A 25,435-nucleotide genomic window follows, 5' to 3' on the forward strand; every position below is an offset into this window, starting at 1 on the left:
ACCTATTCCTTCGTTATTAAATTCGTATTTTTATTTGATAGAACCTAAAAAACGATAAAAGCAGAATGAAAAAACGATTTTTTGGGGCATTATTTGCAGGTTTGTTCTGTATTAGCCCCCTGTTTGCTCAATATAAGTCTACAATTAAAAACGAAACGATACTGTTTAATAACCTTGACCAGCTGTTACCTTTAAAAAATCTGGATCAACTTCGTATTGCAGTTGTTGTTCCTAACGCGGCAAAATATTCAATGTTCACGGACCAGTTGGCTCGTTATGCAAATACCAGAGTTTTTGATTTTAATAAATTTGATGAGGACATCAAATATTATAATACCATTATTGTGGCCGGAAAGGAAGATGATTTAGATGCCGATTGTCTAACACAGTTGAAGCAGGCTGTATTAAACAATAAAAAAGTTATCCTTTGCCATTTTTTTGAAAATGACAAAAACAAAAAGAGCCTATCTGAGCATCCACAATCTGATTTGATTGAATTACTTGCTCCGTTTTCAGAAATTGGACAACGTCAGATGGCAATGTCTATTTTTGGTGGGCTTCCAATTACCGCCGGTAACGTCAAAACCACGCAGACAAGACTACAATATGGCGCTGCATCAAGCTCGAATCTCAACCTCAACAAGCTGACGAAGAAAATTGATGCCATTGCACAAGAAGCCATTGATAAGCAAGCAACCCCAGGGGCTGTAGTCATGATCGTGAAGGATGGACAAGTACTCTTGGAGAAATCTTACGGATTTCACACGTATGCCAAAGCTATTTCCACGAAAACAAGTGATATTTTTGATCTCGCATCTGTCAGTAAGATTGCGGGTACTACTCCTGTCATTATGCGCCTTACCGAGCGCAATATTATTAATTTGGATAGTACCATGGGCCACTACCTATGGCAGGCAAAGTATACCAATAAAAAGGATATCAAGCTTCGCTCCGTCATGTTACATGAAGCTGGATTTACACCTTTTATTCCCTTTTATAAATATCTGAAAGGAGGCGATGTTGTGTCGGCAGCCGACGTTAACCATCAGGTGAAAATGGCCGATAATAGCTATATCCTCAACAATTATTACCGTGACGTCATGTGGCCAGATATGCTAAAATCACCGGTAAAACCCACGGGAAATTATGTGTATAGTGATATCAGCATGTATGTCATGAAAGAAGTTGCAGAACATCAGACTGCTGAGCCAATGCAAGATTATGTGCAGGAGAACTTTTATAGACCATTGGGGATGAAGCGTGCTGGCTATCTTCCCCGCGAGCGTTTTGCAAAGGATGAAATCGTTCCTACCGAGCAGGATACCTCCTTTCGAAAAACATTGTTAGAAGGCTACGTACACGATCAGGGGGCGGCAATGGCTGGCGGTATTGCTGGGCATGCTGGATTATTTGCTACCGCAAATGATTTGGCAATCTATGGTCAGTTGCTATTGAATAGAGGGGAGTATGGGGGTGAACGTTACTTCAAAACAGAAACAGTCGATTTATTTACCTCAAAGCAATCGGCAAGCAGTCGGCGGGGACTAGGTTTTGACCGCTGGGATCCGAATCCGAAAAATGAATATCCATCTAAGTTAGCGAATAGCACTGTATTCGGACATACAGGCTATACGGGAACATGTATCTGGATTGATCCGCAAAATCAGTTGATTTATATCTTTTTGTCCAATCGTGTACATCCTCAGGTGAATACCAAGCTCCTCGACCTTAATATCAGAAGTCGGATTCAGGACGCCATTTACGAAACGATCAATGAAAGTCAAAAATGATAAAAGGTCTCCTATTACTTGGACTAGCAATGACAACACTCAACAATGTTGGATATAGTCAAGACTATAAACAGATACACCAAGATTTGGTGGTCGTCGACGGACACAATGATGTGATTTATGAATCCATTTTCCAGGGAAAAGATATCGGCCAGCGAATAAGTACGGGAGCGACAGATTTGCCTCGACTGCGGGAAGGCGGTGTAGATGTGCAGGTCTTTGCTGTGTGGTCCGATGACGCGAAGTGGAAATCCGGAGCATTTAAGCATGCCAATGACCAGATCGATGCATTGGAAAAGATGATTGCAGCAAATGCCGATAAAATAAGTTTGGCAAAATCTTCAGGTGACATTGATGCGATCTTAAAAACAGGTAAAATAGCTGCGTTGATCGGTGTGGAAGGTGGAAATATGATTGAAGGAAGTGTTGACCATTTGGTTCGGCTTCATGAGCGGGGCGCCAAATACCTCACTTTGACCTGGAACTACAATTTGCCTTGGGCAAGCTGCGCCGCGATGGAATCGGGAGATATGCGTTCCAAAGATAAGGGGTTGACGGGGCAAGGACGAGCAATTATCCGCAAAATGAACGAATTGGGGATGATGGTAGATCTATCTCATGGAGGAGAGCAGACTTTCTATGACGTGCTGGCGATAACGACCAAACCGATCTTAGTTTCGCATAGCAATGCCTATGAATTATGTCCACATTTCCGCAATCTGAAAGATGCACAATTAGCGGCCCTGAAAAAAAATGGCGGCGTTGTTGGTGTGAATTTTTATTCAGGTTTTTTGGATCCTGCCTATGAAACAAGGCTTAAGGGTTTGTATGCAAGTCAATTTGGTGATACCGGGGATACAAAAATGAGTACCTGGGCCATGTATGAAAAGTTGCCAAAGGAACTTCAACAGCAAGCCGATGCTCCACTGTCGAAATTATTGGATCATATTGACTACTTGGTCAAAAAAGTGGGTATAGACCATGTTGCTGTTGGTTCGGATTTCGACGGCATAGAATCTTCACCCCAAGGTCTAGAAGATGTTTCTAAATTTCCGTTACTGACCAAAGCGCTGTTGGAAAGAGGATATACAAAGACGGATGTTGCGAAGATTATGGGACAAAATTTCTTGCGGATCTTAAAAGAAAATGAAAGATAAACACTTCGGCTTTTTTAAGGCTTTTCAGTGGGGTTCAAGTATGCATGCAGTATTGTTGAGGTATTGTTAAAGCAGTGATGTAGTATATACCGTAATAATACAGCGTATGAATTTAACCCTTATCGAAGCAGTATTAGCGAAGGGCTAACCAGTCCTTGCGTAATATCTTGGATAATGCATATAATAGGTGCGGGGCAGGATATTACGCTTTTAACCGCTATAAATTTGTAATTTCGTAGTATGGCAAAATCAAAATCTGCATACTTCTGTCAAAACTGTGGCTACGAGTCTCCCAAATGGATGGGGCAATGCCCTTCATGCAAGCAATGGAATAGTTTTGTTGAGGAAGTCGTCGAAAAGTCGAGTTCAAAAGTGCCTGAATGGCGTAGTTCTACCACAGGAGGAAGCACAAAGAGAGCGAATAAAGCTGCGATCATCCACGAAATTGTCTATCAGGATGAATTACGGATATTGACTCCTGATCAGGAGTTCAACCGGGTTCTTGGCGGCGGTATTGTTCCGGGGTCATTGGTACTTATCGGAGGCGAACCGGGTATTGGGAAGTCTACGTTGATGTTACAGCTCGCTTTATCGATCCCACAAGTCAAGACACTTTATATTTCTGGGGAAGAAAGCGAACAGCAAATTAAGATGCGGGCAGAACGATTGTCACAATCATCCAAAGCAAATTGTTATATTCTTACCGAAACATCTACTCAAAATATTTTCAAGCAGATCGAGACGGTACAGCCCAATGTTATTGTCATAGATTCTATACAGACTTTACATTCCTCACAAATTGAATCGGCGCCAGGATCGGTTTCTCAGGTACGCGAATGTACCGCAGAGTTGCTTCGGTTTGCAAAGGAAACGAGTACACCAGTTTTTATTGTTGGGCATATTACCAAGGACGGGTCTATCGCAGGTCCCAAGGTTTTAGAACATATGGTGGATACGGTGCTTCAATTCGAAGGTGATCGCCACCACGTCTACCGAATTTTACGGGCCGTAAAAAATCGCTTTGGATCGGCTTCAGAACTCGGTATTTATGAAATGCAGGGGTCGGGGCTGCGGGAAGTGTCGAATCCTTCGGAGATTATGATTTCCCAACGCGATGAACCTGTCAGTGGGGTTTCCATTGCGGCGATGCTCGAAGGAATGCGCCCTATAATGATTGAAGTGCAGGCGCTGGTGAGTAATACGGCATTTGGAAATGCACAGCGCTCTTCCACAGGTTACGACACGAAGCGATTAAATATGCTGTTGGCTGTTTTAGAGAAACGCTTTGGTTTTAGGTTAAGCGCACAAGATGTATTTTTGAATATTGCCGGTGGGTTGCGTGTTGAAGATCCTGCGATCGATTTGGCTGTCGTTGTTGCAATTATTTCTTCACAACAGGACATCGCGATTCGCTCTAATGTGACTTTCGCAGGTGAGATTGGTTTATCGGGCGAGATCAGAGCCGTAAATCGTATAGAACAGCGGATACAGGAGGCTGAGAAGCTTGGCTTTGATGGTATTTTTATTTCTAAATTCAATACCAAAGGATTGGACGCTAAAAAATATAATATCGCCATCCGTCCGGTTGCTAAATTGGAGGACATCTTCAGTGCCCTGTTTGGCTAGCGGATTAAAAGAGGAGTATACAAATAAAAAGACCATGCTTTCTTAAAGCATGGTCTTTTTATGTATTGCCTATCGTTTACTTTTTCAATACTTCTTTCAATTTTGCACGTAAAGCATCACCATGTAAGTTCTTCGCGACAATTTTCCCGTTGGGATCGATCAGAACATTCTGCGGGATAGATTTTACGCCGTATAAGGTTCCGACATCATTTTGCCAACGTTTAAGATCCGAAACATGACGCCAGTGCAATTTATCTGCATGGATGGCTTTGATCCAAGAATTGCGATCCTTATCAAAGGATATACCCAATATTTCGAAGTTTTCACCTTTAAATTGTTGGTATGTTTTGACAAGATCCGGGCTTTCGACACGGCAATCGGGGCACCAAGATGCCCAAAAATCAAGAAGCACATATTTTCCTTTAAAGTCCGAAAGTTTTACAGGATTTCCAGTGGTGTCATTTTGCGTAAACGCTGGCGCTATTTTTCCAATTTGAACCGTTTCCAAGGTATTTAAATAGTCTTGGAACTCTTTCCCTTCACTTGAATTCTTGACATTTTTACTCAACGTATTATAAAGCGCCTGAAGCTCGGGATAAACCGGGTCATATCCGCCAACTCTACGCAAGTCAACCAATGTCGAGATAGAATCCGGAGCAGCCTTAACGCGGGCAATATACTCCTCTTTGGTAAGTTCCTTTTTTTGTGCAGAACCAATGAATGGCAGAATTAAAAAAAGTAGTGTGATGTATTTTATCATCTTATTATTCTTATATATATTTACAAATATAGGAAAATCCACTAATTTAGTAGATTAATAAAATGTCAAAAAATGAACTTTAACCTAACTTCTAAACTTCCACATGTCGGTACGACGATCTTTACTAAAATGACGATGCTTGCGAATGAGCAGCACGCTTTAAATCTGTCGCAAGGTTTTCCTGACTTTGAGACCGATCCGAAGTTGGTGGAATTGGTTTCTAAGGCAATGGAAACGGGACATAACCAATACGCGCCAATGATCGGAGCACAGACATTACGCGATACGATCTCCAAAAAATACCGGGAAGTTTATAACGTGGCGGTCGATGCAACAGCGGAGCTTACTGTGACATCAGGTGGTACCCAAGCAATTTTTACAGCTATTGCCGCAGTCGTTAGACCGCAAGATGAGGTTATTATCTTTGAACCGGCATACGACTGTTATGCGCCGACTATCGAATTGTTTGGCGGTAAAGTTGTTCCTGTACGATTAATGGCACCTGATTTTCAGATTGACTGGGATTACGTCGCTACGTTAATTAATTCCAGAACCCGCTTAATCATCATTAATAATCCGAATAATCCAACAGGCAAAGTGCTGGGTAAAGAAGAGTTAATTAAACTTGGAGACTTGTTGGCAGGTACCAACGCACTCTTGTTGAGCGATGAAGTGTACGAGCATATCGTTTTCGATGGTGTCTCGCCCCAATCGGTATTGGAAATACCCTCCTTACGCGAGCGAAGTTTTGTTGTTGCTTCCTTTGGAAAGCTATTGCATACCACGGGTTGGAAGATTGGTTATTGCATTGCTCCGCCACAATTAATGCAGGAATTTAGAAAAGTACATCAATTCAATGTATTTAGCGTAAATACACCCATGCAATTCGCTATCGCGGAATATTTGGAGGATATAAGCTATGTCAAAGGTCTATCGGAATTTTTTGAGCGAAAAAGAAACCTATTGAAAGACGGATTAAAGGTATCCCGGTTTAAGATTCTTCCCTGCGAGGGAACTTATTTCCTGAATATCGATTACAGTGCTATCAGTCAGGAGAAGGAATTTGAATTTGCTTGTTCGTTAACCAGGCAGCACAAAATTGCAACCATCCCACTTTCAGCGTTCTATAAAGAAGCTACAAATCAACAAGTTTTGCGGGTTTGTTTTGCTAAAAAGGATGAAACGCTATTAAAAGCTGTCGAGATTCTGAATAAGGTATAGCTGTATTATTGAGGTAAAAGAATAGCTAAAAGGTTTTATTTAAAATATCGCTAAGAAAGAACCACTTTATTAAAATTTTACTTCAACTTGAGGTACTAATTTTATAAATTTGTAATTCACGTTTATCAACATACCCATAAAATGGCTAGATTAAATTTATTGGAAGAAACACGCTTCGAAAAAGTCCCTGTGAGCGTCTATCCAGATCAAAATTCAGCTTCGAAAAACGTTGCAAATCGTATTGCTGAAATTATTCGTGCAAAGCAAGAGAAAGGTGAGAAAGCTGTTCTGGGCCTTGCTACCGGTGCCACTCCGGTAAAAGTCTATCAAGAATTGATTCGTTTGCATAAAGAAGAAGGTTTAAGCTTTAAGAACGTGATTACCTTCAATCTTGACGAATACTACCCTATGCAACCTGATGCCGATCAGAGTTATGTGACCTTTATGAACAAAAACTTGTTCGATCACGTAGATATTGATGCGGCTAATGTAAATATTCCAGATGGTACCTTAGCTCCTGACCAAGTAAATGCATTCTGTGAGGCTTACGAACAGAAGATTACAGCAGCAGGAGGTTTAGATATTCAATTATTAGGTATTGGCCGTACCGGCCATATCGGTTTCAATGAGCCAGGTTCTGCACCTAACTCAGGTACACGTGTCGTAACGTTGGACGATTTGACTCGTCGCGATGCTTCCCGTGCTTTTGGTGGAAAAGAGAATGTACCAACAAAAGCGATTACCATGGGCGTAGGTACAATTTTCAAAGCGAGAGAAATTATTTTAATGGCTTGGACCGAGACAAAGGCCGAGATCATTAAAAAAGCAGTTGAAGGAGAAATCTCCGCAGAGATACCTGCAACTTATCTTCAGTTATCGGACAACGTTGAATTTATCCTTGATGAAGCGGCAGCTTCATTATTGACACGTTTTGATCTTCCTTGGTTGGCAGAAGATGTTACCTGGACACCTTCGTTAATTAAAAAAGCAGTCGTTTGGTTGGCTTTAGAGATCAAAAAACCAATCCTGAAACTTACCGACGAGGATTATAATGCGCACGGGATGGCCAAGTTGGTTACAGAGACCGGTCCAGCATATAATATTAACATCCGTATATTTAACGAACTTCAACATACGATCACGGGATGGCCAGGGGGTAAACCCAATGTTGACGATTCACAACGTCCTGAGCGTGCCAATCCAGCGAAGAAAAATGTGATTGTATTTTCTCCACACCCTGATGATGATGTCATCTCAATGGGCGGTACATTTATTCGCCTGGCAGATCAAGGACACAATGTCCATGTTGCTTACCAAACTTGTGGTAATACAGCTGTTTGGGATGATGATGTGGTACGTTATCTGGAGTTTGCTGAAGATCTTGCTAAACAAATTGGGGCAGAGGCAGAAGCTTCTCAGATCGGCCGCATTTATGATGAGGAAAGAGCAATTTTTGCAACAAAAAAACCAAATCAGATCGATACTGAACTTGTCCGTAAAATCAAAGCATTAATCCGTAAGGGTGAGGCGATCGCAGGAGCTCGTTTGGTAGGTTTGCCAGATGAGAATATCCATTTCCAAGATCTACCGTTCTATGATAGACAGAAGTTTTCAAAAAATGTATCTTTTGAAGATGATATTCAACAAACAATGGAATTGTTGCGCCACGTAAAACCACATCAGGTATTTGCTGCGGGTGACTTTGCTGACCCACACGGTACACATAAAGTATGTTTCGACATTCTGTTTGAAGCACTAAACAGATTGAGTAAAACGGATGAGTGGACCAAAGATTGTTGGTTATGGTTATACCGTGGAGCATGGCATGAATATCCTATCCACGAGATCCAAATGGCCGTTCCTTTATCGCCACAAGAAGTTTATCGCAAACGTTTAGCCATCTTTAAACACCAGTCTCAAAAAGATTTGCCTGTATTCCCTGGAGATGATCCACGTGAATTCTGGGTGCGTGCTGAAGACCGTACAAGCGAAACCGCAGCTTTATATGACCAATTAGGTTTGGCAAACTATGAAGCTATCGAAGCGTTCGTAAGATGGAAATTTGACTAAAATAATTGTCTAAATAAATAAAAAAGTCCTGAGCCTGAGTTGGTTCAGGACTTTTTTATTTTTAATCATTCTAAATAGTTTATTTTTTATACCTTTGCTTTGTTATTTAGAATAATTAAAAATAATTACCCAAAATTATTAACATGGACAAACACTTACTAGCTCTTGCTTCTACATTTTTAATCGGAGGTGCAGTATATGGTCAAACTTCGGGAATCGTCAAAGGTAAAGTCGTCGATACACAAAATAATCCTTTAAGTTCAGTAACCGTTTCAATCGGAGATAAAAAAGTACGTACGGACCATAGAGGTCATTTTAGACTGCATGGCATCGACCAAAATACGGTGATTAAATTCACCTACATGGGCTACCAAACAACCGTTATCGATTATGTTTTTAGCACAAAAAGCCCTGAAGTGATTATTGATCCCATTACGCTAGTGAGCAATGAGCAGGCCATTGATGAGGTAGAAGTGTTTGGTGAACGTAACAAAAAGCCAAAAGGCTTGGAGATGATTACACGTATGCCATTAAAACCTTCGGATCAAATTCAGAGTATTTCTGTCATTTCCAATAAGGTAATTCAAGATCAGGGTATTCTTACTTTGACGGATGCTGTAAGAAATATTCCCGGTGTAACCTTGTTTGGTTCTTATGGGGGTGTTAAAGAATCTTTGTCAACCCGTGGGTTCAGAGGGGTACCTGTATTGAAGAATGGCGTGCGGATGGACTCTCAATTTCAGACGGCGTCTGGAGTTGTTGATATGCAAGGTGTGGAGTCTATTCAAATGATTAAAGGGTCTGCTGCCGTTACACAGGGGGTTATTACCGATATTGGTAATGCTGGTGGGGTAATCAATGTGGTCACTAAAACCCCTAATTTCACGAATTCCGGTGAGGTGGGTGTCCGTGCAGGAAGCTGGGGACAATTCCGCCCAACCTTTGATTTCCAAACGGTACTGGATAAAAAACAGACCGTTGCTTTTCGAATGGATGGAGCGTATGAACGTAGTGATAGCTACCGTAAAAGTGTATCCTCTAACCGTGTTTATTTAAATCCATCGTTAGCTTGGAAACCAACGGATAAGACGACAATTACTTTGGAGGGTGATTATTTTAATGATAATCGCACGCCGGTTAATTCCGCTGTCAATTTAAATCCTTCACAGGGGGTGAATGCGCTATATGTTATCCCGAACAATAAGTTTTTGGGCTTCAATTCCGATAATAATAATACAGAGATGAAGAGCTTTATGGCGCAGATCAATCATGAACTGACTGATCGCTGGAGCATCCGAGCTTCTATTGCAACGTCATCTTATCAGGTTGATAACCAATCATCATCTTCCTCATTGATTAAAGATGATGCAAAACAATATAATACCTTCTCGCGCTCAATGAGCAAGAGCCTGCGCGATGACAAGAATAAAACGTTTCAGTTTGACTTGATCGGAAAAGATCTTTATACGGGTAAGGTAAAACATTTGGTTCAGGCAGGGGTGGACTATCGTATTGCTGATGCAACAACAACTTCTTTTGCCGGAAAATTAAGTCCACTGGAGAAAAATGTTCTTTTGAAAAAAGCCGATCAAAATAGCAATGTAATTGATATTATTGATATCCATGGTGATTGGGTGAATGATCTTTCGGAAGTGGTATACGTCGATTCGTTGGGTAACCAGCGGAAAGGAAAGCAAATTGCCTATACAGCAGGAACTCCTGTACGGAGTTATTATTCTTCTATAGGATTTATGGGGCAAGACGTTATTGAATTTAACAAATACATTAAGGCTGTATTAGGTTTACGTTATTCCGAAATTACAACAAAGGATTTTACATCAAACGGTAATAAAAGGGAGTCGGCTTGGAATCCAATGGCGGGAGTGATTGTTACGCCATTTGAAAATTTCAATGTATTTGGATCTTATACAAACTCAACGAATTTAAGGAATGCTGCGAATCCTTTAACAGATGGTACAGCGGCAGGTGCTTCTAAAACCGAACAATTTGAGGGTGGAATTAAATCCGATTGGCTGAATAATCGTTTACGTTTCAATTTAACCTATTTCCATATTTATACCTCAAACTTGACGAATGCGGAGTATACACCAGGCACGAATGTCGCCACAGGATTATACTTTAAGGCCGGGGATTTGGTGCGCGACGGTATTGAGGCAGAGTTGAACGGTCGTGTATTGGAAAATTTGACTGTGATGTTGGGCTATGCGTATTTAGACGCACGTTATAAAAATTCACCATCTTATATGGATGGATCGGCACCGATGAATGCGCCAAAACATACGGCAAATGCATGGATACAATATGTATTTAATCAAGGAGCTCTTCGGAACCTGAGCTTAAGTGCCGGAGTTTATTATGTTGGAGACCGACCTGTCAATGAATATAGCTTAACCCCAAATGGGCACGGCGAATATTATGGTACAGAACCTTTCAATATGCCAGCATATACCACATTAAATGCGCAGGTGGGATACAAATGGCGCAAATTTGATGCGAAAGTCTTCGTAAATAATATCACCAATGAGATCGGATTGAATTCATACTTCCGCGGTGGTTTTATTAATCAGATTGATCCAAGAAATGCTGCGGTTGCATTGAGTTATAAGTTTTAAAGATATAAGTCTATATAAACAGAAGGGCTGTCCAAAGAAGTTGGACAGCCCTATTTTTATGCTATTTTCTTTTATCAGCTTAAGTATCCTTTCATCTAGTGGACGCTGGATCGACTGATGTTATTTTAGGCAGCTTTTTTTTGCGTTATCGACACCAATAGCGTTCACCATGATGAATCCCGATGAATTAATAGCTGATTACATCACCTGACCGTCCTTTGGCATCAAATACTTTAAATAAGTATTTTTTTCCGTTCTGGAAAGGTATCGGACCGTTAACCACTTTTGATTTCAATGTTGGCGTACTTCCATTATCGCTATAATAGACTTTGAAACCGGGATAATCGGTGTTGATAAGGAGTTGGCTGCCCTCTTTCTTGATCCCAATTTTTGGAAGTCGATAGGTATAGCCCCCATTTACCCTATCCAGTTTTCTCAATTCATCCTCACCTAATTTTTTGATAAAGGCGGTATACGATTTGCGATAAGTGGTCTCGTCAAAAGAATTTCCTTTTTCCCAGGTTTGTTCGGGCGCCCACGCGCGATCAGCAATCGCTATCAAACGTGGGAATATCATTTCCTCAAGACGTTGGTCAGTGGATACCTTTTCTGCCCATAAAGCACCTTTAATACCAAGGAGATTTTTCTTCCCTTCGGCTGTAAGCTGTTCTTTATTGGTGTAAGCCTCTGGTTTAAGATCTTTTCCAGTATCATCCTTGCGTAGATTGATGAAGAAATTTTCAGGAGAGAACGAATAGGTTCTATTCAGATTAACCGTGCCTACCCAGCTGTGTCCTGGATCTGCAAAGTCACGGTCCCAAGACATATCGAGGTAGTTGTTTGCCGCACTCGTGTAAACAACTTTATAACCAGCATTTGCCAATCGATAAGCGAGGTCTTCCTGTCCTTGGCCAGGGAGATTGTTCCATACATTCAAATGGATGCCGGATTTTCCCAGATCGGCATTTACAACCATGCCTTTTCCTTTATTGCGCATACCCATTTCTTCCCATCCCGACATCGTCAATCCTTTTTCTTGAACAAGGGTATTAATTTTGGCAATATACAGTGGCCATACATCGAGTACATTGGCGATATTATTCTCCTTCATAAAGGCCAATACCTTGGGCGATTTCTCCCAAACACCACTTGGCGTTTCGTCGCCTCCCAGATCGATAATTTTCAACGGAACTCCAGCTTGATCATGTATTGCTTTGATTTCATCGATCACCTTGCTCAGGAAGTGATAGGTTGAAGGTAGGGCAGGGTTCATGACATTGTCATTCCAGTTTTGTGCAGAGTTGTAAACGGACTTGTCCTCAGCATCGTCCAGCAAGAATTCCTCTGCCTTCTGTTTATCGCCAAGTTTTGAATAATGCGCAAAACGCGCCCGCATTGCTTTAATCGCTGCACGCGCATGACCAGGAGTTTCTACTTCGGGTATGACATCGATATGTCTTGCCTGTGCATATTTTAAAATTTCAATATAGTCAGCAACACTGTAGAATTGATGCGATTTGGTGGTCGCTCCAGAACCATAAGCAGACTGTATCGCTTTTCCATCCTCAAAATTAGCCGAACGATTGGCTCCGATAGCCGTTAATTCAGGTAGCGAAGGAATTTCCAATCGCCAACCTTCGTCGTCAATGAAGTGGAAATGGAATTTGTTCAACTTGTAAGAAGCCATGAGATCCAATATTCTTAAAACCTCGGCTTTGCTATGGAAATTACGGGCAGCATCCAGCATAAATCCACGGTAGCCATAGCGTGGACTATCTTCAATGTTACCGTATGGCAAAGCGATTGATTTTGTGGCTTTATTCCATTGACTGTGATTGATCAGCGATTTTAAAGATTGTATGGCATAAAATGCACCGGCTTTATCGGAAGCTTCTATTCGTATACCTTTCGCATCAATCGTCAAGTGATAGGATTCTGGCTTTAAGTTATTTGCTTTGACAATCTCGATGCCACCCTGAGGGCTAGATGAAGCCGTTAGCTTAATACCTGAATATGCTGAAAAAAAGTTTGTCAGAAAGTCCGATTCGCTCGCAAAATCCTTATCGACAAAAAGTTTTGTACTTGTCGATAGATTGAATTTCTCGTTAGTATTGATGCTGATATTACTTGGTAAGGGAATGATATGTTGTGCTGCTGTCCCCTCTACAAGCTTGTTTTGGTCGTATTTATAAGCAAAGTAATCTGTTTTTTCAGCGTCCGACTGGGGAGCGATTTTAACAGCAGAATAATCCGAAATATTTGTTGCAAGCCCTGTCTTATTATTTTTTAGGTATAGACCAATTGGCCCATCCGTATAATTGACCAGTCCGGTTGTGATAAAATCGATGTGGACCGTATCTTGCGCATTTAATGAAAAGTTATTTTTCTTAAAGCTAACCTGAAAGAGATCCCCGTTTCGGTGGTCTATCGCAAAACGTTTGTCGACCTTATCGGGGTCGATAGATCGGATAAAATTAAACCAAAGGCTCCAGTCGTTGAGTTGAACAGCACTTTTTCCCTTGTTTTTTAAAATTAGGGTGGATACCGGATTTTTACGGATATTCTCTCCGTCTTTGACCTTCCAGGTGAGTTGCAGTTGATCTGCGATTGCACTCGATTTCTGAGCATAGGCTTCCTGGCTTAACAAAGCCAAGCCTAGTCCGGCATAGAGTAGCGGTTTTTTGATTTTTTTTAAATTAGTCATGTTGGTTACTTTTTCAATGACTTTAAATATAGCTATTTTAGAGGGTTTTATGATCTATTTCAAAAAAAATGAATAAAAAAAAGATAAAAATTTTGACAGATTTATAAATATTTCTATATTTGCACACCGAAACAGAAAACGGCCCGTTCGTCTAGGGGTTAGGACGCAAGATTTTCATTCTTGAAACAGGGGTTCGATTCCCCTACGGGCTACAGATCGAAAGATTAAAATTTAAAAAAGCTTGCAATTCATATTGCAAGCTTTTTTTGTCTTAGTATCTACAAAACCAATAGGAACTTTCAAGAAACGAAGTGGGCCATAAACAAAAGTTGTAGGGGAATACAGGATTCGCTTAAAGCCTTGATTCGATTAATAATTCCAGAAATAACTAAAATAAAAAAGAGCCTAAAAGAATTGAAAAAGGGAAATGGCCGGGGCTCGTATGTATTCGAAAAAACAACCTTCATCAACGAAATCATAAATTTAAAAAAAAAATGACAACATTTCCTGTTATAGCATCTACTCTTTCTGCCAAACAATTAGGCGATTTTGTGATAAATAGATATGGCCTAGACGACAAATACCAATGTTCCTTATTCAGAACAGGAATGAATCACACGTATTTTCTTTCCAACACCGAAACGAAATACGTTTTGCGCGTTTATAGTCATAATTGGCGGTCAAAATCCGAAATTATTGAAGAACTTGAACTTTTGAAATCATTGAAGAAGAATAATTTAAGTGTTTCTTTTCCAATTGAAGATAAAGACGGAGGGTTCATTCAAGAAATAAATGCGCCTGAAGGAATCAGATACGTTGTACTTTTTTCCTTTGCTCAAGGGGAGAAAATTCGATTTATGGACATCGAAACGTGTTTTAGGATAGGTTCTCTAATGGCAAATATCCACAACTATACCGAAAACAAGAATATTAACCGTGTGTCTTACAATAAGAAGTCTCTTATAGAACTACCTTATGCGTATTTACAACAATTCTTTTCAGACAAGTTGCCAGAAATGGAATTCATCGAGGGGTTTGGCAGAAATTTTCAAAATTCAGATTTTGATAATACAAAAACCGGAATTATACATATGGATATCTGGTATGATAATATGGCCGTTACAGACGAGCATGAGATTACCATTTTTGACTTTGACTTTTGTGGAAATGGATGGCAAATTTTAGACGTTGGATATTTCTGCAAACAGCTGTTTTTCATAGAATCAGATAAAGAGCAGTATGAATTAAAAATCCAAAGTTTCCTGCGTGGATACCAAAGTAATAGACCTTTATCTGAAAAAGAGCTCAGGTTAATACCAAAAGCAGGCGCTGCTATTTTTGTTTTTTATCTTGGAGTACAGGCACAGAGATTTGATTGGTCCAACATATTTTTGACAGAAAATTATCTTAAAATGTTTGTCGGAAGAATTAAAGCTTGGATGGATTATTACACAAACAACGAAGTCACTGGGGCTATGTAAGCTATTACACGTATTTTGTCTTGTTGGTAATATAAATGTAACGTATTAATTTTACCTTTAATATTCCAAATAATATAATTTTATGAAGGCACATACGTACGAAACACAATCAACAATTACACCACAGAAGGCACTGGACTTTTTGAAAGAAGGAAACCAGCGTTTTGTTAATAACCTGAAAGCTAACCGCGATCTACTCGAACAGGTGAACGCTACGCGTGAAGGGCAGTGGCCATTTGCGGTAGTGCTAAGCTGCATCGATAGCCGCACCTCAGCGGAGCTTATATTTGATCAGGGATTGGGTGATATCTTCAGCATCCGGATTGCCGGAAATTTTGTCAATCAGGATATTTTGGGTTCGATGGAGTTTGGTTGCAATGTAGCTGGTTCTAAGCTTGTTGTCGTTTTGGGGCATACCAAATGTGGGGCATTAAAAGGAGGATTGGATGCTGCGCAGATCGAGGGCATGGGAATGGACAACCTAAATCATTTGATTAATCATTTTGATCCGATCATCAATGAAGTGATCGAGCAGGGGGAAGAACGTTCTTCTAAAAATAGTGTGCTGCTTGAAAAGCTAAATCAACAGAACATTAAACATGCGATCCGTGACATTCGCAGACAGAGTTCAACGCTCCGTAAACTTGAAGAAGAGGGTAAAATTAAGATTGTCGGAGCGAACTATGACGTTGAAACTGGTAGCGTAAGTTGGTTGTAAGTTGTAGAAACTGACGCACATGTTTTGTCGGTTATAAAAGACTGGGAACCGTAGCTGACTTTAGGTAAGATGAGGTACAGAGCTGTCCTACGATTTGTTAATCTCGAGCAGAAATGGAATGTGCATTCGCTTGTAAAAATAGAAAAAGTAAGCGCGGATCTAACTTAAATGAAAGTTAGATCCGCGCTTGTTTTATTTAGAGCTACTAGAGTTTAAAGCACGAAACATTTCCGGTGAAATCAACCACATACATCAAATTGCCATCCACTGTGATGTCCGAAAATATAGGGGCACCCAGGTTGAATTTTGATAAGAGTTTGCCCGCTTTATTAAGGACATAGACATAGCCGTCTGAAGCACCAAACACTAACTTGTCTTTGACTTCAATAACTGCCGATTCAACTGTGCCGACCAGCTTACGGTTATCAGGACTACTGTATGCCGAAGAATAGACAAGCGCTTCTCCAGTGGGAAAATGCCACTTCTCTTCCAAAGTCTGTAGATCATACGCCTTGATTCCGTTGGTGGACGTTGGCATAACCAAAAGGTTGTCACCGATTTTTGGTGCGGTCATTACCTTAAAATCGTCGGTTTTAATGCTCTTTTGTACGATTTCTCCTGTTTTTAGATCGATCTTAAAGATGCCATTGAGGCCGGTCGTATAGATGTAATCATTTTGAGCGGTTACCCCACCAGTTCTAAAACGTAAACCATCTTCCTGACGTTTCCAAAGAAGTTTTCCGGTGTGGATATCATAAGCACAAAGTGCATTCCAGTTGTATCCAGCTAAAAGAACCTGACCGACAACCGATAGCTCTGCTGGAGTAGCTTCTCCGCCTGAAGGTTCTACACCTTCCCATAACGGTTTACCCGTATGGATATCAATCGCAGACATTCGTTTTCCTAATCCAGTATAATAGATCCCGTTGTCAAGCGCAGCGCCAGAAACAAAGGTCGGGAGACTTGGAGCCGAAGGTTTCTTTGTCCAGAGGACTTTGCCTGTATTTGCATCAATGGCATAAACATTGGTTTCAACATCCGTAGCCAATAATATGCCGTCGCTGAAACGCAATCTATGCTTAATGGAATTTATCGTTGGCAGAGACCACAATACTTTCCCACTCTGTTTATCTAGGGCTTTGATCGCGTGATTGGTTCCTAAACCATCATCCATTGTGGCTATAAAAAGTTTGTCGCCAACAACCAGTGGGCTTGTTTTCCAGATATTTCCGCTTACTGAAGTGGACCACTGTAGTTTAATCTTATCATTTTCTGCTGGCGCAAGGTTAAACGTTTCTTTCTTTAAGGTCTGTTCGCCATTCTCGTAGCGAACGGTGATAAGTGCATCGTATTGTCCCTTATGATTTTGTTTTTTGAAAGGGACATTTGCTTGCCATGTCCAATCTCCGGAGGCTTTCAACGGAATCGAGCTTATGCGATTTCCGGTCTCATACGCGTATACCGTGAGGTCTACGCCTTGTATTTGTCGCTCACTATCGTAGGCATTGACCAGTATAGGCACTGTTTGGTCTGCATTTAACGGCTGATTGAGCACGGGCAGAACCAACTGGATGTGGTCACGTAAGTTTGTGTAGATCGGCTTGATATTCTTGATACCTTGTTTGTCAATATCAACGACAACAAACTGTGCAGCGGAATTATCAATACCACCTTTGTTAGGGGCATTGGAACAGACGACATAGACGTCATTTTGTTTGAAGACAAAATTGTTGTGCCAGTGTCCATAGAACCAAGCTTTAAGATTGTATTGTTTTAAATCAATCTGTTCTTTTTCTCCTTTAAGTACAAAGTCAGGACCTACAAAGAAGTCATGGTTTATAAAGATCAACGGCTTGGATTTATCCATGGCAGCTAGATCTTTTTTGAGCCAGGCGATGATCTGATCAGCAGTGTAGCTAGGTTTATAATCTCCATTTGGCATTGGCGTAACGACGAAGTGAGCGGGCCCTGCATCAAATGAGTAATAGGTCGGGCCAAAAAGATCTTCAAATAGCTTCTCGCCATATTCACCTTTGACAAGGTCATGATTTCCGACCGTATAATAAGTCGGTCTGCCCATGAGTTCACTGTTCACCTGCTTGGCATGAAAAAGCATGCCTGGCTCATAGCAGATATCTCCGGTATGCATGATCAGACTTGCACGCTGTTGTTTGGCGTAGTTTCTGACATTATCAATCCAAGGTCCGTATAAAGGTGTTTCTGTATCGGTGATTTGGATAAACCGTAGAAAATCGTTTTGTTGAACCGCATCTTTAACTAAAGCGAAGTCCAGATTTTTGACATCCGCACGCAATGGAATGTAATGTGTTTTGGTTGCCTTGTAGCCACTCGGGACAGTGACAGACAAAAAGCGGGCGTTGGGATTATGGGGCAGCGTATACGTTCCGTCGCTATTGGTTTTTACCACGTCATAGCCATCGGATACTGTGATTCCACCGAGCAGGTTTTCGTTCTGTTCGAACAGGTTATTCGCATTCTGATCTTCATAAACCCGACCGACGCGTTGTTGGGCAAAAAGGGCGGGAATTGGAAGAAGACAGCAGGCAAGTAATTGGAATAATTTCATGTTGTTTAAATAAAAAAGCTAGCTCCGGTTTCAGAGCTAGCAAAAAGTGAAGGTTATTAACTATTTATCCCATCCAAAAACTTGTTTTAGATTAGGATTCAATGTTATTTGTCCCAATGGTATTGGTTTGTAATAGTATTTTGGCGAGACAAATGACCGCTTATTTTTTTGGTCAACAGTCATCATAATATATCCCGAAGTACCATTGCTGAGGTAAAATGCGCCCCCATCGAGGTAATATTTTACGAGTTTGGTTTTTACAGCATCTGGTAACTGGTCGATTGGACCTGTTGCTTTCTCATTTTCAAGAATGGCAATATCCGGATTTCCATCACCGGTAACGTCCATGGCACCTAATGCAGGTACGTAGATTCCATGCGGCGCAACCGCCAGTAGGTCGCCGGTTTTCCAACGGAGCACATCGTTGAAACGGAAACCTTCACAGGCAAGCTCGACACGGCGCTCACGACGGATTTCTAACAAGGCTCCTTTATTGGCTCCTTGAGCGTTTGGATAGCGTGCCGCAAGAACAGGATCTACCTGTGCATTGGCTGTTGCTAACTGTAACGCTGGTACACCGACTCGCCCACGTAAAACATTCACGGTGGCATCCAAATCAGCTTGTGTAAGCGTGCCCAATTCGGCTTTAGCTTCGGCATTAATAAGCAATACTTCAGCATAACGCATAATAGGAAGATCGGTGTAGTTTGCTACCCAGCCGCCGCGAAGAGCAGGATCTCTAGGGTAGAACTTAATCTGTAGATATCCGCCAAAACTAGGTTTTATTAAATAAGGCGTAGGATTATTCGGGTCAGTCTTAAATCCGGCAGGCATAATGGTTTCAGCCAGGCGAGGATCCCTGTTCTGAAATATTTGCGTAAAGGTTTTCGTTTTATAATCCGGAGTTGATGTAAAGGATTTCCCGTCAGCTGTTAGAAATTCTTCCATTAATTCTCCGCTTAACGCCCATTGCCAGTCCAATACCGTGTGTGAATTGTTTGCTATACCCAGTGAACGGTCATTCTTTTGGATAAAAATCGCTTCTGTATTCGACGATAGATTGTTGCTGCTGAACAATGTTCTAAAGTCAACTTCTTTGGCGCCGGTGTTATGAATTTTGTATTTCCCAGAATTGATAACTTCTTGAGAGGCTGAAGCTGCTCTTTTTAAGAACTCATCTGCCGTAGCTTGTAAATTCAACTCCTCGTGGTATTTACGGAATGTTCCTTCGTGCAAGGCAATGCGAGCTAACAGTGTTAATGCAGCGCCTTGTGTTACACGTTCTTTGAAATTACCGGCCACTTTATCTTCTCTGATATGGGCTGCCGCAAATTCAAGATCCTCCATCATATGTTTAACAACAACCTCGCGCGAATCCTGGTCCTTGTACATCGCTTCGTCCTCAGCACCCAAAGCCGTGTCATACCAAGGAACATTGTTGTAATCGCGCACTAAATTAAAGTAGATGTAGGCACGAAAGAAACGGGCGATGCCAACATAATGGTCTATTTGTGCCTGATCGCCGGTTACAGTACCAAGGTGATCCATCATATAGTTGATGCGGCGTAAATTTTTCCATTCATCGGACCAACCAGATGCGTTACCTTGTGTTAGCGTACCACGGAGCATATTGTTGGTTGAGCTGCTTCCTGTGAATCCACCGATATTATCTGAGAAGATGTCGTCATATGATGCGCCCATAAATCGATAAAAGCCATTGGTATAGGTTTTGAGATCTTCAGGCGTTTTAAAGAAATTTTGGTCTGTCACAGCAGTCTTGTTGCTACGATCCAAAAAGTCTTTATTACAGCTTATTGTCAGTAGTGACAAAGACAATGCTAGTGTAGTATAGTGAAATATTTTCATGAATATGCGTATTAAAACTTAACATTTAATCCAAATGCATAAGTGCGTTGGAAAGGATATACTCGTGTGCTTCCTAGAGCTTCTGGGTCTATGCTTACTTTAAGCCCTGAGCGTTCAAATAGATTCTCGCCACTTACATAGAAGCGCACGGCCTGTAATCCAATTCTTTTTGTAAAATTCTGCGAAAGGCTATAACCGAAAGTGATGTTTTTTACCCTTAAATAAGCTGCATTCTGCAAGTAGCGTGTATTCGGCATACCGAGTTCTTCCCCGGTATCTTCTGCACTGTACGATTTTATCCGTGGAAAATATCCATCTCTGTTATCTGGAGTCCAGTGGTCTAAGTTTTGCTTGGTGACATTAGTCCAAGGTTGTGCATAAACTCCCCAGAAATAGATTTGGCTGCCCGGTGGATACCAGTCTCTTTTTCCGACACCTTGAAGAAATACACGTAGGTCAAAACCTTTCCACGAACCTGATAGGTCGAAGCTATATGGATATTGAACTTCCGAGTTACCTAGAATCTTGAGGTCACCATGGTCAGCAAGCGTTTGTTTTCCTTTGGTGATCTTTCCGTCAGGTCCTCCATCAGGCCCTCCTGCAATATCCTTGAACTTGATGTCACCAACATAGAATTTATATTGTTGATCGTCCGTTCCTACGTCGGTTTGGTTCAGTTTAGCTAGCTCATCCTCATTTTGGAAGAAACCATCTGCTTGAAGACCCCATATCTCACCGATGCGCTGTCCGGCATAATGTTGCCTGATATCACCCGTTGGATTATCAAATTTGGTAATTGTAGCTTTGCTGTTTGCCAGTGTAAATGTAGCGTTGTAATGGAATGGCGATCCAGCTAGGTCGAACTTATCTTTCCAGCTAATGCGTAAATCCCAACCATTCGTCTTCATGTCGGCCGCATTGAAGTTCGGCGCGTCAGCTCCAAAAGCCCCGGGAAGCGTTCTTCCTGGGATCAGCATTCCCTCGTTGGTACGTTTGTAAATATCAAATGTCGTATTCAGACGGTTGTTGAGTACAGTCAGGTCAATACCGCCGTTGATTGTTGAAATACGTTCCCAGGTTAAGGACTTGGCCACGACTAATGGTGGATTAAGGGAGATCGGACGATTGCCTTCAATAACGCGAGGAATACCATTATCGACTGCCATAGATGGCAAATAAGGATAACTTAGCGGATTCATATTATTATCATAGACAGTCTGGTTGCCCAATTGTCCATAAGAACCCCGAAGTTTTAAGAAGTTGATCGCAGATTTGAGCGGGCTAAAGAACTGCTCTTCAGAAAGTACCCATCCCGCGGATACCGACGGGAAAAATCCCCAGCGGTCTCCTTTTGGAAAGCGCGAAGAACCGTCCAGACGTCCATTTGATTCAATGAGGTAACGCCCTTTATAATCATAGTTCAGACGATAAAATATACCTTGCAGTGCATAATCGTCGATACTATGGGTAACGGTTGTCGCTCCACTACCTAAACCGATGGATGGTATATCAGCCGAATAAAGACCATTTTTAAGCGCGTAATTCTTTTCGGTATTCCGATATTCTTGGTTATAACCGACTAGGGCGCTGACATGGTGGTCATTAAACTGTTGTGTATATTGTGTATACACGTTGATTACATCATATCGGGTGTTTTCCTGCTGTTTGTATGCGGAAGGTACAGTTCCACCAGCATATTGAGGCGTAGCATTCGGCCCCGTCTTGTACTGTACAGGACGATTATAACCATCGATTACACCAAAGGAACGACGGAAAGTAACATCTGCATTGGCTGTCCATATGTTTTTGATCAGATCTGCTTTGGCATTGAATGTCGTTTGGAACTCGTTGATGTTTTCTTTTCTTCGTCCTCCTTCTTGTAATAGTCCTAATAAACTAGCCCCTGATTGGGTCCAGCTACCGTCCGGATTTTTAGGAACATCCAAAGACGGGGTGCGGTTCACATTCCAGAAGAAATCTCCGCTCATAAAAACAGGCGCTTCATATTGTCGGCTTGTTAATATCGTATTATTTCCGAAGTTCAACCAAGGAGTGACTTGCATATCCATTTTATTGCGGACATTATAACGGTTAAGTTTGTCATTCCCATATTTTAGGGCCCCGTCGAGCTTATAGTATTCACCAGAAAATAAGTAGCTTAATTTGTCCGTTCTTTTACCCAAGCTCAAATTAAGCGTATTGGTTGGAGCCAATTTTTTATAGGCTTCCTTCATCCAGTCAGTTTGACCATAGTACGCCCATTTCTCTGGGTTTGTAGGGTCTAGGATCGTGTTCGGTAAACTCGGGTCCTGCTGAAGCTTTTTCGCATATTCACGTACGGCATCCGGATACAAATCATACAGCGGGTAAGCTGCATCGTGTTTATATTGCATCACGGTAAGTGGATCTGTGACAATTTCAGGCAATTTACCTGTGGTGCGCCATTGGGTACTCATCCCCACGTTCACTTGAAGTTTTTCGGACTTGGCAGATTTGGTTGTTACTAGAACTACACCGAATGCGCCACGGGCACCATAGATAGCAGCTGAGGCCGCATCTTTTAATACCGATACATTTTCAAAATCATTTGGATTGAGTCTTGCGAGCTCATCACCGGTAACAGGAATGTTGTCTACTAATATAAGCGGCTCTCCGCCATTGATTGATGTGATACCCCGAATATTGAATTTTGCACTTTGCGAAGGATTACCGCTAGCATTGGTGATGTTTAAGTTGGGGATCAATCCCTGCAAGGCAGCACCTAAATTGGTAACTGGTCGATTTTCAATTTCTTTGGCAGAAATCTGGTCAACAGCGCCCGTTAAATTGATTTTTCGTTGTGTACCATAACCAACGACCACCACCTCATCCAATTGTGATGTGCTCGTTTGTAAAGTGACATTCAATGTGCGTTGGTTCCCCACCGGTATACGCTCGGTTGTGTAGCCCATATACTGAAATGTCAGCACCGCTTTCTCGGGTATACGGAGCGAAAAGTGTCCGTTGGCATCTGTTTTTGTAGATAATGCTGAATTTCCTTCCACAGATACCGTTACACCGGCAAGTGCTGATTGTGCATCGCGAACTGTACCTGTAATTTCGATATCTGTACGTTGTTTTTCGGAAATTACGATGGTGTTGTTGAGAATCTGAAAGCTTAGATTCTGTCCTTTCAGTGCTTTGGAGAGCACTTGCGAAATGGAAGCGTGATTTGCATCCACACTGATAGGCTGCAGATTATTCAGCAGTTTTTCATCATAAAAAAATCGCAAGTCGGTTTGCTTAGAAATTTCTTGTAAGACTTTTTCAACCTTTACTTTTTTTAAGGAGAGATTGACTGTTTGTGCAGTTCCCGAAGCATGTGCTCCCAAAGCAAGGGAAAGCAAAGAAAGAGTGCTTAACTTTATCATACATAAAGTTTTAAAGGCTGGAGGCACCCGGAATTCCCGTGTTTTCTCCTGCCTTTTCATTGGAGAAAAAAAATTCATAAATTAGAATGATTTTTGAGGTTTTAAATTTCTGTTGGTAATCAGTAAAATAAGCCTTGGATTTAACTGGGGATGCGTCAACATCCCCTTCTTTTGTTATTGCCAGGCGATAAGTCGAGGTTTATGCCATAGATAAATTTTTAAGGTAGATAATCAATTTCATTGTACTATTACTTTCCTTCCGTTAATGTCGAATTTTCGCCCTGTCGCTAAAGCCAGGATTTCTAAAACTTCCGAAAGCTTACTGTTTCTGCTAATGGAGCCTCTATACGTAGAAGGGGTATTGATGGCTTCGATATTTATAAACTCAACATTATACCAACGTGCAATTTGCTGCGTGATATCGTTGAAATTGTTGCCGTCGAAATAAAATTCTTCGCGCTGCCATGCGGTATTTTTTGCTAGATCACTTACTTTGACCTGAATATCATTTGCCAATGTTGTCGCTTGCTCACCGGGTTTAATAATGGTCTGCTTACCCTCTTTAAGGACTTTTACACTTCCCTCTACGAGTGATGTGGACACTTCATTTTGATAAGCGTTGACATTGAATGTGGTTCCCAGAACCTCGATCGTTGTGCCATTGGCATGGATGCGGAAAGGTCGGCTGGCATCCTTCGCGACTTTAAAATAAGCTTCTCCCGTTAATGTAACTTGACGTTGATCTGCTTCGAAATGTGTTGGGTAAGAAAGCTGTGTGAGCGAATTGAGCCATACTTTTGTACCATCTTCTAAAATGACCATATAGGTACCGGCCTTTGGCACATCAACCCGGAAATTTTTACCCGCTATTTCCGTCGTCGAATTATGCTGCTGAACAAATGGATCTGCCAGCTGCTGCTCTTTTCCTGTCGGTGTTATTAGTTTTGCATAATGCCCCCCTGGAAGGATATCATTGTGAAAAGTCTTGTTGTGGGAATGAACCTCAGCCGCTAATGTAAGCGGTATCTCGGCTTTTGAAGATAATTTCTGATAGAACCAGAAGCTAAATCCCGAAATGGCGATAAGTGTGGCAGCAACCATCCATGTAGATCGTATCCAAGTCAGTCGTTTGATAGGTACAGGTTCATCAAATAGCTGAGCATCCAATCTTGTATTGATGCGCGACGCTAGGTGGGGCGGAATTTCGCCCGCTGGCCGCTCTTCCTGAGATTGGTCTTTATCGGATTGATCCAATGTGTAGAACCAACGGAGTACCTGTTGTTCTTCCGCAGCTGTACATTGGCCTTCCAAGTATTTTTTAAGCAAGGCTTTGGCTTGATCTGATGATTCTTGTTCCTTCATACAAACCTATAATCTCCTTATGTGAAGAGAAGTACCGAAGAAAAATCAAA

The 25,435-nt window shown here is 41.5% G+C and carries 14 protein-coding genes and 1 tRNA gene; 9 read left to right on the top strand and 6 right to left on the bottom strand.

The features are described 5' to 3' along the window. Nucleotides 1–65 precede the first annotated feature (65 nt). From AAW12_RS05575 to radA, 3 genes are all read left to right on the top strand, one after another. Nucleotides 66–1,790, top strand: a complete 1,725-nt coding sequence (locus AAW12_RS05575; protein ID WP_046672621.1) for a serine hydrolase domain-containing protein — start codon at nucleotides 66–68, stop codon at nucleotides 1,788–1,790. Beyond that, the gene (locus tag AAW12_RS05580) at nucleotides 1,787–2,947 is read left to right on the top strand and encodes a dipeptidase (protein WP_046672622.1); all 1,161 of its coding nucleotides are present in this window, start codon (nucleotides 1,787–1,789) and stop codon (nucleotides 2,945–2,947) included. The genes AAW12_RS05575 and AAW12_RS05580 overlap by 4 nt, the downstream gene beginning before the upstream one ends. A gap of 240 nt (nucleotides 2,948–3,187) precedes the next feature. Beyond that, the gene (gene radA / locus AAW12_RS05585; protein ID WP_046672623.1) at nucleotides 3,188–4,573 is read left to right on the top strand and encodes a DNA repair protein RadA; all 1,386 of its coding nucleotides are present in this window, start codon (nucleotides 3,188–3,190) and stop codon (nucleotides 4,571–4,573) included. A 76-nt stretch (nucleotides 4,574–4,649) separates the two neighbouring features. Here radA and AAW12_RS05590 read toward each other — a convergent pair whose 3' ends face one another. Then, nucleotides 4,650–5,333: a peroxiredoxin family protein gene (locus AAW12_RS05590; RefSeq protein WP_046672624.1), complete on the bottom strand. Its 684-nt coding sequence runs from the start codon at nucleotides 5,331–5,333 to the stop codon at nucleotides 4,650–4,652. Nucleotides 5,334–5,405: 72 nt separating this feature from the next. On the opposite strand from AAW12_RS05590, the gene AAW12_RS05595 reads away from it, so the two are divergent. The 3 genes from AAW12_RS05595 (at nucleotide 5,406) to AAW12_RS05605 (ending at nucleotide 11,257) form a co-directional block, all read left to right on the top strand. Continuing rightward, complete coding sequence (locus AAW12_RS05595) at nucleotides 5,406–6,554, top strand: methionine aminotransferase (protein ID WP_046672625.1); 1,149 nt, start codon at nucleotides 5,406–5,408, stop codon at nucleotides 6,552–6,554. 141 nt (nucleotides 6,555–6,695) lie between these two features. After that, nucleotides 6,696–8,624, top strand: a complete 1,929-nt coding sequence (nagB, locus tag AAW12_RS05600) for a glucosamine-6-phosphate deaminase (protein WP_046672626.1) — start codon at nucleotides 6,696–6,698, stop codon at nucleotides 8,622–8,624. Between the two features lie 143 nt (nucleotides 8,625–8,767). Next, on the top strand, nucleotides 8,768–11,257 hold the full coding sequence (locus AAW12_RS05605; RefSeq protein ID WP_084823088.1) for a TonB-dependent receptor: 2,490 nt from the start codon (nucleotides 8,768–8,770) through the stop codon (nucleotides 11,255–11,257). Nucleotides 11,258–11,444: 187 nt separating this feature from the next. Here the strand turns inward: AAW12_RS05605 and AAW12_RS05610 are convergent, their stop codons facing one another. After that, nucleotides 11,445–13,961 carry a family 20 glycosylhydrolase gene (locus AAW12_RS05610; RefSeq protein WP_046672627.1) on the bottom strand — a complete coding sequence of 839 codons (2,517 nt, stop codon included), beginning with the start codon at nucleotides 13,959–13,961 and terminating at the stop codon, nucleotides 11,445–11,447. A 140-nt stretch (nucleotides 13,962–14,101) separates the two neighbouring features. On the opposite strand from AAW12_RS05610, the gene AAW12_RS05615 reads away from it, so the two are divergent. The 3 genes from AAW12_RS05615 (at nucleotide 14,102) to AAW12_RS05625 (ending at nucleotide 16,160) form a co-directional block, all read left to right on the top strand. Continuing rightward, a tRNA-Glu gene (locus AAW12_RS05615) sits at nucleotides 14,102–14,173 on the top strand. A 282-nt stretch (nucleotides 14,174–14,455) separates the two neighbouring features. After that, entirely contained in the window at nucleotides 14,456–15,442 is a 987-nt protein-coding gene (locus AAW12_RS05620; protein ID WP_046672628.1) for a phosphotransferase, read from the top strand. An 82-nt stretch (nucleotides 15,443–15,524) separates the two neighbouring features. Continuing rightward, complete coding sequence (locus tag AAW12_RS05625; protein ID WP_046672629.1) at nucleotides 15,525–16,160, top strand: carbonic anhydrase family protein; 636 nt, start codon at nucleotides 15,525–15,527, stop codon at nucleotides 16,158–16,160. Nucleotides 16,161–16,365: 205 nt separating this feature from the next. Here AAW12_RS05625 and AAW12_RS05630 read toward each other — a convergent pair whose 3' ends face one another. The 4 genes from AAW12_RS05630 to AAW12_RS05645 all read right to left on the bottom strand — a co-directional run bounded on the left by AAW12_RS05630 (nucleotide 16,366) and on the right by AAW12_RS05645 (nucleotide 25,385). Then, entirely contained in the window at nucleotides 16,366–18,747 is a 2,382-nt protein-coding gene (locus tag AAW12_RS05630) for a PQQ-binding-like beta-propeller repeat protein (RefSeq protein ID WP_084823089.1), read from the bottom strand. A 60-nt stretch (nucleotides 18,748–18,807) separates the two neighbouring features. Continuing rightward, complete coding sequence (locus AAW12_RS05635) at nucleotides 18,808–20,613, bottom strand: RagB/SusD family nutrient uptake outer membrane protein (protein ID WP_046672630.1); 1,806 nt, start codon at nucleotides 20,611–20,613, stop codon at nucleotides 18,808–18,810. An 11-nt stretch (nucleotides 20,614–20,624) separates the two neighbouring features. Further along, complete coding sequence (locus AAW12_RS05640) at nucleotides 20,625–24,023, bottom strand: TonB-dependent receptor (RefSeq protein ID WP_197083981.1); 3,399 nt, start codon at nucleotides 24,021–24,023, stop codon at nucleotides 20,625–20,627. A gap of 237 nt (nucleotides 24,024–24,260) precedes the next feature. After that, on the bottom strand, nucleotides 24,261–25,385 hold the full coding sequence (locus AAW12_RS05645; protein ID WP_046672632.1) for a FecR family protein: 1,125 nt from the start codon (nucleotides 25,383–25,385) through the stop codon (nucleotides 24,261–24,263). Nucleotides 25,386–25,435 lie beyond the last annotated feature (50 nt).

This window comes from Sphingobacterium sp. Ag1 (genome assembly GCF_000988325.1).
Lineage (GTDB): Bacteria > Bacteroidota > Bacteroidia > Sphingobacteriales > Sphingobacteriaceae > Sphingobacterium.

Bases quoted from the DNA above. Each gene is read 5' to 3' on its own strand.
- AAW12_RS05575 (WP_046672621.1), top strand. From the start codon at position 66: ATGAAAAAACGATTTTTTGGGGCATTATTTGCAGGTTTGTTCTGTATT.
- AAW12_RS05580 (WP_046672622.1), top strand. From the start codon at position 1,787: ATGATAAAAGGTCTCCTATTACTTGGACTAGCAATGACAACACTCAAC.
- radA (WP_046672623.1), top strand. From the start codon at position 3,188: ATGGCAAAATCAAAATCTGCATACTTCTGTCAAAACTGTGGCTACGAG.
- AAW12_RS05590 (WP_046672624.1), bottom strand. From the start codon at position 5,333: ATGATAAAATACATCACACTACTTTTTTTAATTCTGCCATTCATTGGT.
- AAW12_RS05595 (WP_046672625.1), top strand. From the start codon at position 5,406: ATGAACTTTAACCTAACTTCTAAACTTCCACATGTCGGTACGACGATC.
- nagB (WP_046672626.1), top strand. From the start codon at position 6,696: ATGGCTAGATTAAATTTATTGGAAGAAACACGCTTCGAAAAAGTCCCT.
- AAW12_RS05605 (WP_084823088.1), top strand. From the start codon at position 8,768: ATGGACAAACACTTACTAGCTCTTGCTTCTACATTTTTAATCGGAGGT.
- AAW12_RS05610 (WP_046672627.1), bottom strand. From the start codon at position 13,961: ATGACTAATTTAAAAAAAATCAAAAAACCGCTACTCTATGCCGGACTA.
- AAW12_RS05620 (WP_046672628.1), top strand. From the start codon at position 14,456: ATGACAACATTTCCTGTTATAGCATCTACTCTTTCTGCCAAACAATTA.
- AAW12_RS05625 (WP_046672629.1), top strand. From the start codon at position 15,525: ATGAAGGCACATACGTACGAAACACAATCAACAATTACACCACAGAAG.
- AAW12_RS05630 (WP_084823089.1), bottom strand. From the start codon at position 18,747: ATGAAATTATTCCAATTACTTGCCTGCTGTCTTCTTCCAATTCCCGCC.
- AAW12_RS05635 (WP_046672630.1), bottom strand. From the start codon at position 20,613: ATGAAAATATTTCACTATACTACACTAGCATTGTCTTTGTCACTACTG.
- AAW12_RS05640 (WP_197083981.1), bottom strand. From the start codon at position 24,023: ATGATAAAGTTAAGCACTCTTTCTTTGCTTTCCCTTGCTTTGGGAGCA.
- AAW12_RS05645 (WP_046672632.1), bottom strand. From the start codon at position 25,385: ATGAAGGAACAAGAATCATCAGATCAAGCCAAAGCCTTGCTTAAAAAA.